A 14740-nucleotide genomic window follows, 5' to 3' on the forward strand; every position below is an offset into this window, starting at 1 on the left:
TATTGTTCCTATGTTTACATGGGGTTTATTTCTTTCAAATTTTGCCTTTGCCATTTTTTATTTCCTCCTTTATGTTAAACAATTATTTTGATGATGATATTTGTTCTTGTATACTCTTTGGAACTTCTTCAAAATGATCAAATGTCATTGAGTAAACTCCTCTACCCTGTGTTTTTGATCTTAAAGTAGTTGCATATCCAAACATTTCGGAAAGTGGTACAAATGATCTAATAATTTGTGCCCCATTATCCGCTTCCATACCTTCGATTCTACCTCTTCTGGAGTTGATGTCACCAATTACATCTCCCATATAATCTTCAGGAACAGTTACTTCAACCTTCATCATAGGTTCAAGTAATACTGGGTCTGCCTTTGCCATTGCATTTTTAAATGCCATAGAACCAGCAATCTTAAATGCCATTTCAGAAGAGTCAACATCATGGTATGAACCATCGAATAATCTAACCTTAAAGTTAAGAACTTCATATCCTGCAATTATACCAGTTCTTGAAGCTTCTCTTATACCATTATCAATAGGAGATATAAATTCTTTTGGAATAGATCCCCCAACAATAGCATTTTCAAACACGTATTCTCCTTCTGATGGTATCAATTCAATCCAACAATGTCCGTATTGTCCACGTCCACCAGACTGTCTTACAAACTTACCTTCTGCTTTAACAGCCTTTCTAATAGTTTCTTTATAAGCAACCTGAGGAGCACCTACGTTACACTCAACTTTAAATTCTCTTTGAAGTCTATCAACAATTATTTCTAGGTGAAGTTCTCCCATACCTTGAATAATTGTCTGACCTGTTTCCTGATCTGTAAATGTTCTAAATGTTGGATCTTCTTCTGCAAGCTTTGATAAAGCTATACCCATTTTTTCCTGACCAGCTTTTGACTTTGGCTCTATAGCTACAGATATAACTGGTTCTGGGAATTCCATCTTTTCAAGAATGATTGGATTTTTTTCATCACATAGAGTATCTCCAGTTGTAGTATCTTTTAATCCTACTACTGCACCAAGATCTCCTGCACGTAATTCTTCAACTTCTTCTCTATGATTAGCGTGCATTCTAACTAATCTACCAACTCTTTCTTTTTTACCCTTTGTAGAGTTATATACATATGTACCACTTGTCATTACACCTGAATAAACTCTAACGAATGCTAGTTTACCAATGAATGGGTCAGTAGCTATTTTAAATGCTAATGTAGACATTGGCTCTTCATCAGATGCATGTCTTTCCATTTGTTCTCCAGTATCTTCATCATGACCCATTATTGCAGGAATGTCTACTGGTGAAGGCATGTATTTAACTATAGCGTCTATCATCGGCTGAACGCCTTTGTTTTTATAAGAAGAACCACAAATAACTGGAACTATTTTATTAGCTATAACACCTTTTCTTAAAGCATCATTTAATTCTTCAACTGTTATTTCTTCGCCTTCTAAATACTTCATCATTAATTCTTCATCAACTTCTACTATAGCTTCTACCATTGCAGCTCTGTATTCTTCAACTATGTCCTTCATATCTTCCGGAACTGCACTTGTATCCATAACTGTTCCAAGATCATCTTCATATATATGAGCTTCTTGAGTTATTAGATCAACAAATCCCTTGAAGTAATCTTCTTTTCCTATTGGAAGCTGAATTGGAACTGCATTTGCATGAAGTCTTTCTCTCATCATGTTTACAACTCTAAAGAAATCGGCTCCTATTATATCCATCTTATTAACATAAGCCATTCTTGGAACTTTATACTTGTCTGCCTGTCTCCATACTGTTTCAGTCTGTGGTTCAACTCCACCCTTTGCAGTAAGAACTGTAACAGCTCCGTCAAGTACTCTTAGTGATCTTTCAACTTCAACGGTAAAATCTACGTGTCCTGGTGTGTCTATTATGTTTATAACATGATCTTTCCACATACATGTTGTAGCAGCAGATGTTATTGTTATACCTCTCTCCTGCTCCTGAACCATCCAGTCCATGGTAGCTCCACCTTCATGTACTTCACCTATCTTATGAGTTTTACCAGTATAGAATAGTATACGCTCTGTAGTTGTAGTTTTTCCTGCATCTATGTGAGCCATTATTCCTATATTACGAAATCTTTCTAATGGAAACTGTCTTGCCACTGTATTTCCTCCTCTCGTTTTTGCTAACGAAATCAATTTTAAAATTTGAGAAAACTGTCTTGGTAATATACCAAAACAGTTTTATTTTAATATTAGTATCTGTAATGTGCAAAAGCTTTGTTAGCTTCAGCCATTTTATGAGTATCTTCTCTTTTCTTAACAGACGCACCAGTATTATTAGCTGCATCCATTAATTCAGCAGCAAGTCTTTCTCTCATGTATCTCTCGCCTCTTTTTGCAGTTGCTGCAAGGATCCATCTAATACCTAATGTCTGTCTTCTTTCTGGTCTTACTTCCATTGGAACCTGGTATGTAGCACCACCAATTCTTCTTGCTTTTACTTCAAGTAAAGGCATTACATTGTTCATTGCTGCTTCAAACACTTCCATAGGTTCTTTTTGAGTTTTGTTTTGAATTATTTCAAATGCGTCGTAGCATATTTTTTGAGCTACTCCCCTTTTTCCGTCTTCCATTATACTGTTTATAAGTTTAGTAACTACTTTGCTATTGTGCATTGGATCTGGTAACACATCTCTTTTTGCTATATGTCCTTTTCTTGGCACTTTTCTTCCCTCCTTAACAATTAAAAGTTTAAGTTCATCGGTACTCGGCTAAAAACCTTAACCGTAAAGTGCTTTGTACTTCTGCAAATTTATGAATATTTATATATAAACGCCGAAGACACAGCACCAATTTAGTTTAGATTATTTTTGTTTTGGTCTCTTAGCACCATACTTTGATCTGCTTTGAAGTCTGTTTGCAACTCCAGCTGAGTCAAGTGCTCCTCTAACGATGTGATATCTCACACCTGGAAGATCTTTAACTCTTCCGCCTCTTATAAGAACAACACTGTGTTCCTGTAAGTTGTGTCCTATACCTGGAATGTATCCAGTAACTTCATATCCATTTGTAAGTCTAATTCTCGCAACTTTTCTTAATGCTGAGTTAGGCTTCTTTGGAGTAGTAGTCTTAACTACAGTACACACTCCTCTTTTTTGTGGGCATTGCTTTAATGCTGGTGCTGTTGACTTAGTTTCTACCATTTTTCTACCTTTTCTTACTAATTGGTTAATAGTTGGCATTATTACACCTCCTCAATGTATTCGACTAAAATTCTATAAATTAAATTTAAGAATCAGCAACTATTCATTTAGTATAACTGCTGTGGCTGCTCCAACTTCTATGCCACACAGCTTTCCAAGTTCTTTCATAGTGTCAATGTATACTATATCAAGGGAATTATACTGAGCAGCAATTTTAACTTCTTCTACTAACTTATTATCAGCATCTTTAGCAATATATACTCTTTTGCCAGTGCCACTTTTAATAGCTCTCAAAGATTGCTTAAAACCGACAACTTTTTTGCCTTTAAGCCTGTCGATCATTCTTAATCCCCCTTTTGACATATTACAAGAGGTAAAGCTTGTATCTTTACCTCTTCTTTGTAAGCATACAGGTGTATTTTATCACCTTAATTTAATCCTGTCAACATAATTCATGCTAAGCTTTTATTTCATTTGTTAATTCGTCAGCATTCTGTTCTAACCCTTCTGACTCCTTATCTGTACTAAGCTTAACCGATCTATATCTTGTCATTCCAGTACCTGCTGGAATCAATTTACCTATAATTACATTTTCTTTCAATCCTAGTAAAGGATCTATTTTTCCCTTTATAGCAGCATCAGTTAATACTCTAGTTGTTTCTTGGAAAGACGCTGCTGACAAGAATGATTCTGTAGCAAGTGATGCCTTTGTAATTCCTAAGAGAGCAATTCTTCCTAATGCAGGTTGCCCTCCTAAGGCTTCAACTCTTTCATTTTCTTCATTAAAATCAAAAATGTCAATCATTGTTCCTGGTAATAAATCAGTATCACCTGAATCTTCTATTTTAACCTTACGTGTCATTTGTCTTACTACTACTTCAAGATGCTTATCATTTATATCAACACCTTGTAGTCTATAAACCTTTTGCACTTCAGATAATAGATAGTTCTTAACTCCCTTAACACCTTTAATTCTTATTATATCATGCGGATTTACAGAACCCTCTGTAATTTCATCTCCTGCACTTATTACATCACCATTGGCTACTTTCAATCTTGAGCCAAAAGGAATATCATAGCTCATTTCTTCTCCAGATTCATTTACAACTACTACTGTTCTCTTTTTCTTTGTTTCTTCGATTCTTACAGTACCAGAAATTTCTGTAACAATAGCCAATCCTTTTGGTTTTCTAGCTTCAAATAATTCCTCAACTCTTGGAAGACCTTGTGTTATATCTGATCCAGCAACCCCACCAGTATGGAAAGTTCTCATTGTAAGCTGAGTTCCAGGTTCACCTATACTTTGAGCTGCTACTATACCAACTGCTTCTCCAATATTTATTTTTTCAGCAGTTGCCATATTCATTCCATAACACTTAGCACAAACTCCATGTTTGGATTTACAAGTAAAGACTGATCTTATTCTAACTTTTTTAATGCCTGCATTTTCAATTCTATCGGCAACTTTAGTATCCATATAAGAATCTCTATATGCATAAACCTCTCCTGTGTTAGGATCAACTATGTCTTCCCCTGCATATCTTCCAGTAAGTCTTTCTGAAATACTTTCAATTATTTCATTACCCTCTTTAATTTCTGAAACTTCATATGATTCAGTAGTTCCACAATCTTCTTCTCTTACTATAACATCCTGACTAACGTCAACAAGTCTTCTAGTAAGATAACCTGAGTCAGCCGTTTTTAATGCTGTATCTGCATTCCCTTTTCTAGCACCATGTGTAGAAATAAAGTACTCAAGTACATCTAATCCTTCTCTAAATGAAGATCTTATAGGTAATTCAATGATTTTACCAGATGGATTAGCCATAAGTCCTCTCATTCCTGCAAGCTGTTTTATCTGACTCTTAGAACCTCTGGCTCCAGAATCCGCCATCATGAATATAGGATTAAACTTATCTAGATTCGCCATAAGCGCATCTGCTATTTCATCTGTAGTTTTAGTCCATTTTTCTATAACTCTTTCATATCTTTCATCTTCAGATATAAATCCTCTTCTATACTGCTTTTCTATTTTATTAACTACTTCATCTGCTTCTGCTAGCAAAGTCTTTTTGGACTCAGGCACAACCATATCTGCTGTAGCAACTGTAATAGCTCCTATAGTTGAATAATGATATCCCTTTGCCTTTATTTTATCTAACATTACAGATGTTTTAGTTGGACCATGCTTCAGATAGCACTTATTAATTACTTTTCCTAAAGAAGATTTATTAACTAAAAATTCTACTTCTAATTTAAACTTATTCTCAAGAATACTTCTGTCTACAAAACCTAAGTCTTGAGGAATAGCTTCATTAAATATTAATTTACCTGGCGTAGTCTCAATAATTCCTGATTCTACTACTCCATCTTCCTCTTTATACATTCTAACCTTTATTTTAGCATGTATATCTATAGCGCCTACTTCATAGGCCATAATAACTTCATCTTGTGATGAAAATGCTTTTCCTTCTCCATTTACACCATCTTTATCTAAAGTTAGATAATATGATCCTAAAACCATATCCTGTGTTGGAACTACAACTGGCTTACCATCAGAAGGTTTTAATATGTTATGTGCTGCAAGCATCAAAAATCTAGCTTCTGACTGAGCTTCTACAGATAGCGGAACGTGAACAGCCATCTGGTCTCCGTCAAAGTCAGCATTATATGCAGTACAAACCAAAGGATGTAACTTTATAGCTCTACCTTCAACTAATACTGGTTGGAACGCCTGTATCCCAAGTCTGTGTAGCGTAGGAGCACGATTTAAAAGTACAGGATGGTCTGATATAGCTTCTTCTAGTACATCCCAAACTTGAGGTTGAACTCTTTCCACCATTCTTTTTGCACTTTTTATATTATGTGCTAGCGCGCCTTCTACAAGCTTTTTCATTACAAATGGCTTAAATAACTCTAAAGCCATTTCCCTAGGTAAACCACATTGGTACATTTTTAATTCTGGACCAACAACTATAACAGAACGTCCCGAGTAATCTACACGCTTACCAAGTAAGTTTTGTCTAAATCTACCTTGTTTACCCTTTAACATATCAGAAAGAGATTTAAGTGGTCTATTTCCCGGACCCGTAACAGGTCTTCCTCTTCTTCCATTATCTATTAAAGCATCTACTGCTTCTTGAAGCATTCTTTTTTCGTTACGTACAATTATGTCTGGTGCCCCTAAGTCTAGTAGCTTCTTTAATCTGTTATTTCTATTTATAACTCTTCTATAAAGATCATTTAAATCAGAAGTTGCAAATCTTCCACCATCTAACTGAACCATAGGTCTTAAATCTGGTGGAATTACAGGTATAACATCTATAATCATCCAATCTGGTCTATTACCGGATTTTCTAAATGATTCTACTACCTCTAATCTTCTTATTATCCTTACTTTCTTTTGTCCAGTACTAGTTTTTAATCCTTCTTTTAATTCTTTAGAAAGACTTTCTAGCTCTATTTCTGCGAGCAATCTTTTAATAGATTCTGCTCCCATCCCTGCTTCAAAGCTTTCTTCACCATATTTATCAACAGCTTCTCTATATTCTTTTTCATTTAAAAGCTGCTTTCTCAACAATGAAGTTTCTTTAGGATCAAGTACTACATAAGATGCAAAATATAATATTTTTTCTAGTGACCTTGGTGACATATCTAGTATTAGTCCCATACGAGATGGGATACCTTTGAAATACCAGATATGAGATACAGGGGCTGCTAATTCTATATGCCCCATTCTCTCACGTCTTACTTTAGATTTAGTAACCTCAACGCCACATCTATCACAAACTATACCTTTATATCTTACTCTCTTATATTTTCCACAATGACATTCCCAATCCTTTTGAGGTCCAAATATTCTTTCACAAAATAATCCATCTCTCTCAGGCTTAAGTGTTCTGTAGTTTATAGTTTCTGGTTTTTTTACCTCACCTCTAGACCATTCTCTAATTTGCTCAGGTGAAGCCAACCCTATCTGTAGTGCATCAAAATTATTTAATTCAAACAAGGGTATATCCTCCCTTCAGATTAATGTTCATCATTAAAATCGCCTAATTCTAAATCGCTTTGTAACTCATCTAATGGTAAATCATCGAAGTCCTCTAAGTCTATATCTTCATCTATATTGTCATCTTTTAGTTCTTCTATAAGTTCTTCTTCAGGTGGTCCTGGAGCAAATTCCTCAGTTCCCTCTATATTAACATCTAGTTCTTCTAGATCATCATCTATAGATTCTCTTAATTTTATTTCTTCCTTATCATCATTTAATACTTTTACATCCAGACATAAAGCCTGTAATTCTTTTATTAATACCTTAAATGATTCTGGTACTCCAGGTTCCGGAATGTTTTCTCCCTTAACTATTGACTCATAAGTTTTAACTCTACCTACTACGTCATCAGACTTAACTGTTAATATTTCTTGAAGAGTATGTGCTGCTCCATAAGCTTCAAGAGCCCAAACTTCCATTTCTCCAAATCTCTGTCCACCGAACTGTGCTTTACCTCCTAAAGGCTGCTGAGTTACTAATGAATATGGACCTGTAGATCTAGCATGTATTTTATCATCAACTAAATGTGCAAGTTTAAGAATATACATGTATCCAACAGTTACTCTATTATGGAATGCTTCCCCTGTTCTTCCATCATATAATAATGTTTTTCCATCCTCAGTGTAACCAGCCTTAGTTAGGCATTCTAATATTTCAGATTCGGTTGCTCCATCAAATACAGGAGTCGCAATATGCCATCCTAATTCACTGGCTGCCCATCCTAAATGAACTTCAAGCACCTGCCCTATATTCATACGTGAAGGAACGCCTAATGGGTTTAAGCATATTTGCAGAGGTCTTCCATCTGGTAAAAATGGCATATCTTCTTCTGGTAATACTCTTGATATAACCCCTTTATTACCATGTCTTCCAGCCATCTTATCTCCAACAGATATCTTTCTCTTTTGAGCTATATAACATCTAACTAGCTTATTAACTCCCGGTGGAAGTTCATCTCCATTTTCTCTTGTGAACACCTTAACATCTACTATTATACCTGCTTCACCATGAGGAACTCTCAAGGAAGTATCTCTAACTTCTCTTGCTTTTTCTCCAAAGATAGCTCTTAAAAGTCTTTCTTCAGCTGTTAATTCAGTTTCACCCTTTGGAGTAACTTTTCCTACAAGTATGTCTCCTGACCTTACCTCTGCACCTATTCTTATTATTCCTCTTTCATCTATATCCTTAAGTGCATCTTCTCCAACATTAGGTATATCTCTTGTTATTTCTTCTGGTCCGAGTTTTGTATCTCTTGATTCTGCCTCATATTCTTCAATATGAATAGAAGTAAATACATCTTCTCTTACAAGTTCTTCTGAAATCAACATAGCATCTTCATAGTTATAACCTTCCCAAGTTATAAAACCTATTCTAATATTTTTACCTAATGCTATTTCTCCTAAATCAGTTGATGGTCCATCTGCAAGAACAGTTCCCTTTTCAACTTTATCACCTTTACTTACAATTGGACGTTGGTTGATACAAGTACCTTGGTTAGATCTTTTAAACTTTAATAGTTTATAAGTATCAACTCCACCATCTGAATCTCTTTTTACTTTAACTTCATTAGCACTCACATATATAACTGTTCCTGAATTCCTGGACTTAGGAAGAACCCCTGAGTCAACAGCTGCTTTATATTCTATACCAGTTCCTACAACAGGCGCCTGAGGTTTTAAAAGTGGTACCGCCTGACGCTGCATGTTAGAACCCATAAGTGCACGGCTGGCATCATCATTTTCAAGGAATGGTATCATAGCAGTGGCTACAGAAACTAGCTGTCTTGGAGATACATCCATAAAATCTACTTCTGCCTTAGGAACTATGAGTACATCTTCTTTATCTCTTACAGTTACCTTAGAATCAATAAATCTTCCTTCTTCATCTAAAGGTTCATTAGCCTGAGCTATTAAATACTGATCTTCTTCGTCAGCAGTTATATAAATAACTTCGTCAGTTACTCTGCACTCTTTTTTATCAACTTTTCTATATGGAGCTTCTATAAATCCGTATTCATTCACTCGCGCATATGTAGCAAGTGAGTTTATAAGACCTATATTAGGTCCTTCAGGTGTTTCTATAGGACACATTCTTCCATAATGTGAATGGTGAACGTCTCTAACTTCAAAACCTGCTCTTTCTCTTGAAAGTCCTCCTGGTCCCAATGCTGACAATCTTCTCTTATGTGTAAGTTCTGATAATGGATTTGTTTGATCCATGAACTGTGAAAGCTGCGAACTTCCAAAAAATTCTTTTATAGAAGCTGCCACTGGCCTTATATTAATCAGCGCTTGTGGAGTTATAGATTCCTGATCTTGAATAGTCATTCTTTCTTTTACAACTCTTTCCATTCTAGAAAGACCTATTCTAAATTGATTTTGTAATAGTTCTCCTACAGACCTTAACCTTCTATTCCCTAGATGGTCTATATCATCTGTATATCCTATTCCATAAGGCAATCCTAACTCATAACTTATAGTTGCATAGATATCATCTCTTATTATATGCTTAGGAATCAATCTATGAATGTTTTTTCTTATTTGATCCTTTATACTAGATTCTTCAGTATAATTATCTAGTATTTCTTTTAAAGTCGGATAATGTACTAATTCTTTAATATTTAAATCATCTATGTTAAACTCTATAAGCTTATGTATATCTACAAAATGATTTCCTATTACTCTAACAACCTTGTCATCTACATGAATATCAACCCTGTTTACTCCAGAATTTTGTATCTCTAAAGCTTTTTCTCTCTCGATTTTTTCACCCTTCTGTACTAGGATTTCTCCTGTAATAGGATTTATTACATCTTCGGCAGCAACCTGGTTTGCAATTCTTAAATGTAAGGATAACTTTCTGTTAAATTTATATCTACCTACTCTAGATAAATCATATCTTTTAGCATCAAAAAACAATGATTCTATCAATGATATTGCACTATCTACTGTTGGTGGTTCACCTGGTCTTAATCTTTTATATATTTCAAGTAAACCTTCTTCTTTGGTTTTTGTATTATCTTTTTCTATAGTAGCCTTCAATCTCTCGTCTTCACCAAAATAATCTAATATCTCAGCATCCGTTCCAAAGCCCATTGATCTAGCTAAAATAGAAATAGGCAATTTTCTTGTTTTGTCTATTCTTACATATATTACGTCATTAGAATCTGTCTCATACTCAAGCCATGCACCCCTGTTTGGAATTACTGTAGCAGAAAATAACGGCTTACCAGTCTTATCAAGTGCAACATTATAGTAAACACCTGGTGACCTAACCAGCTGACTTACGATAACTCTTTCAGCTCCATTTATTATGAAAGTTCCCTGTTCGGTCATAAGAGGGAAATCTCCCATAAATACTTCCTGTTCTTTTATTTCACCAGTTTCTTTATTAATAAGTCTTACACTTACCTTTAATGGTGCCGCATAAGTAGCGTCTCTTTCCTTACATTCTTCTACGGAGTACTTTGTATTTTCCATGTCTAATTTGTAACCTATAAACTCTAGGTTAAGGTTTCCTGTATAGTCTTGAATAGGGTTAATGTCATCAAAAACCTCTTCAAGCCCCTCTTTCAAAAACCACTGATAAGAATCTAATTGAACCTCAATTAAATTTGGCATATCGCCAACTTCTTTAAGCTTAGAAAAGCTCATTCTTGTTCTTTTACCCACTTGGACAGGATGTACCATTAAAATTTCACCCCTTGCATAAAGTAAAAATAACCAAAAACACCTAGTGTTTCTGGGTTGTATGCATTGCATCATAATATTATAACCAATTTTATTTATTTAATTCAATATTTTAAAATAAATACAATATATTTATTCTATAATGTATAATCAATGCAATTTATTATATTATCATAACAATAACAAGATGTCAATACTATTATCAAAATTATATACCTTATAAAAAAAGAGGTACTTAGAAAGTACCTCTTTTGAATTATATTTAAGCAATTACTTTAATTCTACAGTTGCACCAACTTCAGCAAGCTTAGCTTTCATTGCTTCAGCTTCGTCCTTAGCTACAGCTTCCTTTAATGTCTTTGGAGCTCCGTCAACTATTTCTTTAGCTTCTTTTAAGCCTAATCCAGTTATTTCTCTAACAGCTTTTATAACCTTTATTTTTTCTGATCCTGCGTTAGCTAAAACAACATCGAATTCAGTTTTTTCTTCAGCAGCTGCAGCTCCTGCTCCAGCAACTCCTGCTACAGCAACTGGTGCAGCAGCACTTACTCCAAACTCTTCTTCACATGCCTTTACTAGTTCATTTAATTCTAAAACAGTCATTTCTTTTATAGCCTGTATGATTTCTTCTCTTGTCATTATTAAGCACCTCCAAATTTTCTCTTATTATTAAGCTTGAGTTTCCTCAGTTTCTTTCTTTTCTTTAACTGCATTTAGTAAATATGCAAAGTTTGATACTGGAGCTTTGAAGCTTCCAAGTAATTTTGCAATAAGTACTTCTCTTGGTGGTATATCAGCAAGCTGTTTAATCTTGTCAGTATCATATACTTCTCCTTGAACTAATCCACCTTTTAGTTCTAGTTTCTTATGAGTTTTAGCAAAGTCATTAAGAACTCTTGCTGGTGCAGTTGGATCTTCATATCCAAAAGCTACTGAAATTGGTCCTTGAAGAAATTCTACCATTCCTTCATAACCTAATTCTTTAGCAGCTAGAGTAGTTAAAGTGTTTTTATAAACTTTATATTCAACACCTGCTTCTCTTAACTTGCTTCTTAATTCAGTGTCTTCTTCTACTGTTAATCCCTGATATTGAGCTAAAATCACGCTCTCTGCTTTTTCTAATTTTTCTTTTATTTCTGCTACTTTAGCTTCTTTTAACTGTCTATTGTTTGCCACTGTGTGTCCACCTCCTCACAGTTTAATTTATATAAAATTAAAGGTTTCTCCCGTAGACGCGGAGAAACCAAATATAGTCATATATTGGAACCCTCGGTAGGTTGAAATTCGTTATGCTTACGCACCTACTGTCTACGGTATATTGCCTTATTCAACTTTTAAAATAATATCAAATTTTAGATTCTATGTCAATACTATTCTAAAACTTTTGTTGGATTAACTTTTATTCCAGGACCCATTGTGCTGGAAATAACTACTGATTTAACATATTGTCCTTTAGCTGCTGCTGGTTTAGCCTTAATAACAGCTTCCATTAATGTATGGAAGTTATTAACTAATTTTTCAGCACCAAAAGATCCTTTTCCCAATGGAACGTGAATTATAGCAGTTTTATCAACTCTATATTCAACTTTACCAGCTTTAATATCTGCTAAAGCCTTAGTAACATCAAATGTAACTGTACCTGATTTTGGGTTTGGCATTAATCCCTTAGGTCCTAATACTCTACCAAGTCTACCAACTACTCCCATCATGTCTGGTGTAGCAACAACTACATCAAAATCAAACCAGTTTTCCTTTTGAATTTTATCTACTAATTCTTCTGCTCCAACATAATCTGCTCCTGCTGCTTCAGCTTCTTTAGCTTTATCTCCCTTTGCGAATACTAAAACTTTTACAGTTTTACCTGTTCCGTGTGGAAGAACTACAGCTCCTCTAACCTGCTGATCTGCATGTCTTGGATCTACTCCTAGTCTTACAGCAAGTTCAATAGTTTCATCAAACTTAGCCTTAGAAGTCTTTACAACAAGTTCCATAGCTTCTGCTGCAGTGTATAGAGCATTTTTATCAACTAATTTAGCACTTTCGATATATTTCTTTCCTTTAGACATTTCATTACCTCCTTCGTGGTTTTAGCGGTTGTTACCTCCCACTTTTAAAACGTTGACTATTCTTCTATAGTTACGCCCATGCTTCTTGCTGTTCCAGCAATCATGCTCATAGCAGCTTCTACTGATGCTGCATTTAAGTCTGGCATCTTAGTTTCGGCAATTTGCTTCAACTGTTCTTTTGTAAGTTTAGCAACTTTTGTCTTATTTGGCACACCAGATCCACTTTCTATTCCAACAGCCTTTTTAATTAATACTGCTGCAGGTGGAGTCTTTAGTATAAAACTAAAAGATCTATCCTGGTAAACTGTTATTACAACTGGAATTATTAAGCCAGCTTGACTAGCTGTTTTAGCATTGAATTCCTTTGTAAATGCCATAATGTTTACACCATGTTGGCCTAATGCAGGTCCTACTGGTGGTGCTGGAGTTGCTTTCCCTGCAGGAAGTTGAAGTTTTATCATTCCTGTAACCTTTTTAGCCATAATTTACACCTCCTATAAATGTGGTATAATCGGATTTAAAATCCTCCCACTTGTAAACCTTCGCTTTTGATTAGTCTAATTTATCTATCTGATTAAAATCAAGTTCAACAGGGGTTTCCCTGCCAAACATGTTGACTAAAGCCTTAATTTTTCTTTTTTCAACATTTATCTCTTGGATAACTGCTGCAAAATCTTCTAATGGACCAGAAACAACCTTTACGGTCTCTCCAACTTGGAAATCTATATCCATTATCCTATCTACTATACCCATGGAATTAACTTCTTCATCAGTTAATGCAACAGGTTTAGATCCAGGTCCTACAAATCCTGTAACACCTCTGGTATTTCTAACTACATACCAGGAGTCATCAGTCATAACCATTTTGACAAGAACGTATCCCGGGAATACCTTTTTAAGTGTTACTTTCTTTTTTCCATCTTTAGTTATTTCTATTTGTTCTTCCATAGGAACTTGAACATCACATATCCAATCATGTAGATTTCTATTTTCAATAGTCTTCTCTAGGTTAGCTTTAACCTTATTCTCATATCCTGAATATGTGTGAACTACATACCATCTAGCTCTCTCTGCCATAATTCAAGGGACGGGAGTATTTCTCGACCCCTACCTCCTTTTTTATGTTTATTTTAATATAAACTGAGATAAATTTTTAAACACAAAATCAAATACAGTAATAGCTACTATATAGATTAGGCAAAAAGTTAACACAGTAGTGGTTGCTTTTTTTACTTCTTGTCTAGAGGCCCAGGTTATTCTCTTAAACTCAGCTTTAAATTCCTTGAAAAATTTAATTAATCCACCTTTTTTCTCAGATGCATTATTAAGTTTTTTTACCTTTTCTACAGAACTCATAATTTCACATCCCTGAAATTTAATATGCCTCTATGTATTACTTTGTTTCTTTATGAATAGTGTGTTTGCGACAGAATCTGCAGTATTTTCTCATTTCTAATCTATCTGGATCATTTTTCTTATTTTTCATTGTATCGTAATTTCTTTGCTTACATTCTGTACATGCTAAAGTAACTTTTATTCTCATCTCTACACCTCCTGGTACTCTCCTGGTACATATAAAAACGCAGGAAGATTATATTGGCTGTATTTAAGCATTACTTAAATAATTTATCATAATTGAATTTATATGTCAATGAAAATCATAAATAAAGTGACTAGTAATGTTTTACTTTTAAAAGGACCAGGTCTAGAAACCCAGTCCTAATTTTTTATTATTCTTCTATTGT

Annotated in this window: 13 protein-coding genes and 1 other annotated feature; all 13 genes read right to left on the bottom strand. The window is 34.6% G+C overall.

What is annotated here, in order from left to right; translation table 11 throughout:
• Positions 1-82: 82 nt before the first annotated feature.
• A complete protein-coding gene (gene fusA, locus DP68_RS17430) occupies positions 83-2146 on the bottom strand; it encodes an elongation factor G (protein ID WP_035311696.1) in 2064 nt (687 codons plus the stop codon).
• Between the two features lie 92 nt (positions 2147-2238).
• Entirely contained in the window at positions 2239-2709 is a 471-nt protein-coding gene (gene rpsG / locus DP68_RS17435) for a 30S ribosomal protein S7 (RefSeq protein ID WP_035311697.1), read from the bottom strand.
• 141 nt (positions 2710-2850) lie between these two features.
• Positions 2851-3228 (bottom strand): 30S ribosomal protein S12, encoded by a 378-nt coding sequence (rpsL, locus tag DP68_RS17440; RefSeq protein WP_035311698.1) that lies wholly within the window; start codon positions 3226-3228, stop codon positions 2851-2853.
• Positions 3229-3288: 60 nt separating this feature from the next.
• Entirely contained in the window at positions 3289-3531 is a 243-nt protein-coding gene (locus tag DP68_RS17445; RefSeq protein WP_035311699.1) for a ribosomal L7Ae/L30e/S12e/Gadd45 family protein, read from the bottom strand.
• A 115-nt stretch (positions 3532-3646) separates the two neighbouring features.
• Positions 3647-7198 (bottom strand): DNA-directed RNA polymerase subunit beta', encoded by a 3552-nt coding sequence (gene rpoC / locus DP68_RS17450; RefSeq protein ID WP_035311700.1) that lies wholly within the window; start codon positions 7196-7198, stop codon positions 3647-3649.
• A 20-nt stretch (positions 7199-7218) separates the two neighbouring features.
• Entirely contained in the window at positions 7219-10929 is a 3711-nt protein-coding gene (gene rpoB / locus DP68_RS17455; protein WP_035311702.1) for a DNA-directed RNA polymerase subunit beta, read from the bottom strand.
• A gap of 270 nt (positions 10930-11199) precedes the next feature.
• The gene (rplL, locus tag DP68_RS17460; protein WP_035311703.1) at positions 11200-11568 is read right to left on the bottom strand and encodes a 50S ribosomal protein L7/L12; all 369 of its coding nucleotides are present in this window, start codon (positions 11566-11568) and stop codon (positions 11200-11202) included.
• 30 nt (positions 11569-11598) lie between these two features.
• The gene (rplJ, locus tag DP68_RS17465) at positions 11599-12105 is read right to left on the bottom strand and encodes a 50S ribosomal protein L10 (protein ID WP_035311704.1); all 507 of its coding nucleotides are present in this window, start codon (positions 12103-12105) and stop codon (positions 11599-11601) included.
• A gap of 27 nt (positions 12106-12132) precedes the next feature.
• Positions 12133-12261: a sequence feature (ribosomal protein L10 leader region), on the bottom strand.
• Between the two features lie 38 nt (positions 12262-12299).
• Positions 12300-12995 carry a 50S ribosomal protein L1 gene (gene rplA / locus DP68_RS17470; RefSeq protein ID WP_035311706.1) on the bottom strand — a complete coding sequence of 232 codons (696 nt, stop codon included), beginning with the start codon at positions 12993-12995 and terminating at the stop codon, positions 12300-12302.
• Between the two features lie 56 nt (positions 12996-13051).
• Positions 13052-13477, bottom strand: a complete 426-nt coding sequence (rplK, locus tag DP68_RS17475) for a 50S ribosomal protein L11 (RefSeq protein WP_035311707.1) — start codon at positions 13475-13477, stop codon at positions 13052-13054.
• 70 nt (positions 13478-13547) lie between these two features.
• Positions 13548-14072, bottom strand: coding sequence for a transcription termination/antitermination protein NusG (gene nusG / locus DP68_RS17480; RefSeq protein ID WP_035311708.1), 525 nt, complete (start codon positions 14070-14072; stop codon positions 13548-13550).
• A 48-nt stretch (positions 14073-14120) separates the two neighbouring features.
• Positions 14121-14351, bottom strand: a complete 231-nt coding sequence (gene secE / locus DP68_RS17485; protein WP_035311709.1) for a preprotein translocase subunit SecE — start codon at positions 14349-14351, stop codon at positions 14121-14123.
• 37 nt (positions 14352-14388) lie between these two features.
• Positions 14389-14538, bottom strand: a complete 150-nt coding sequence (gene rpmG / locus DP68_RS17490) for a 50S ribosomal protein L33 (protein WP_035311710.1) — start codon at positions 14536-14538, stop codon at positions 14389-14391.
• Between the last annotated feature and the right edge of the window lie 202 nt (positions 14539-14740).

It is taken from the genome of Clostridium sp. HMP27, assembly GCF_000765165.1.
Lineage (GTDB): Bacteria > Bacillota > Clostridia > Clostridiales > Clostridiaceae > Clostridium_AK.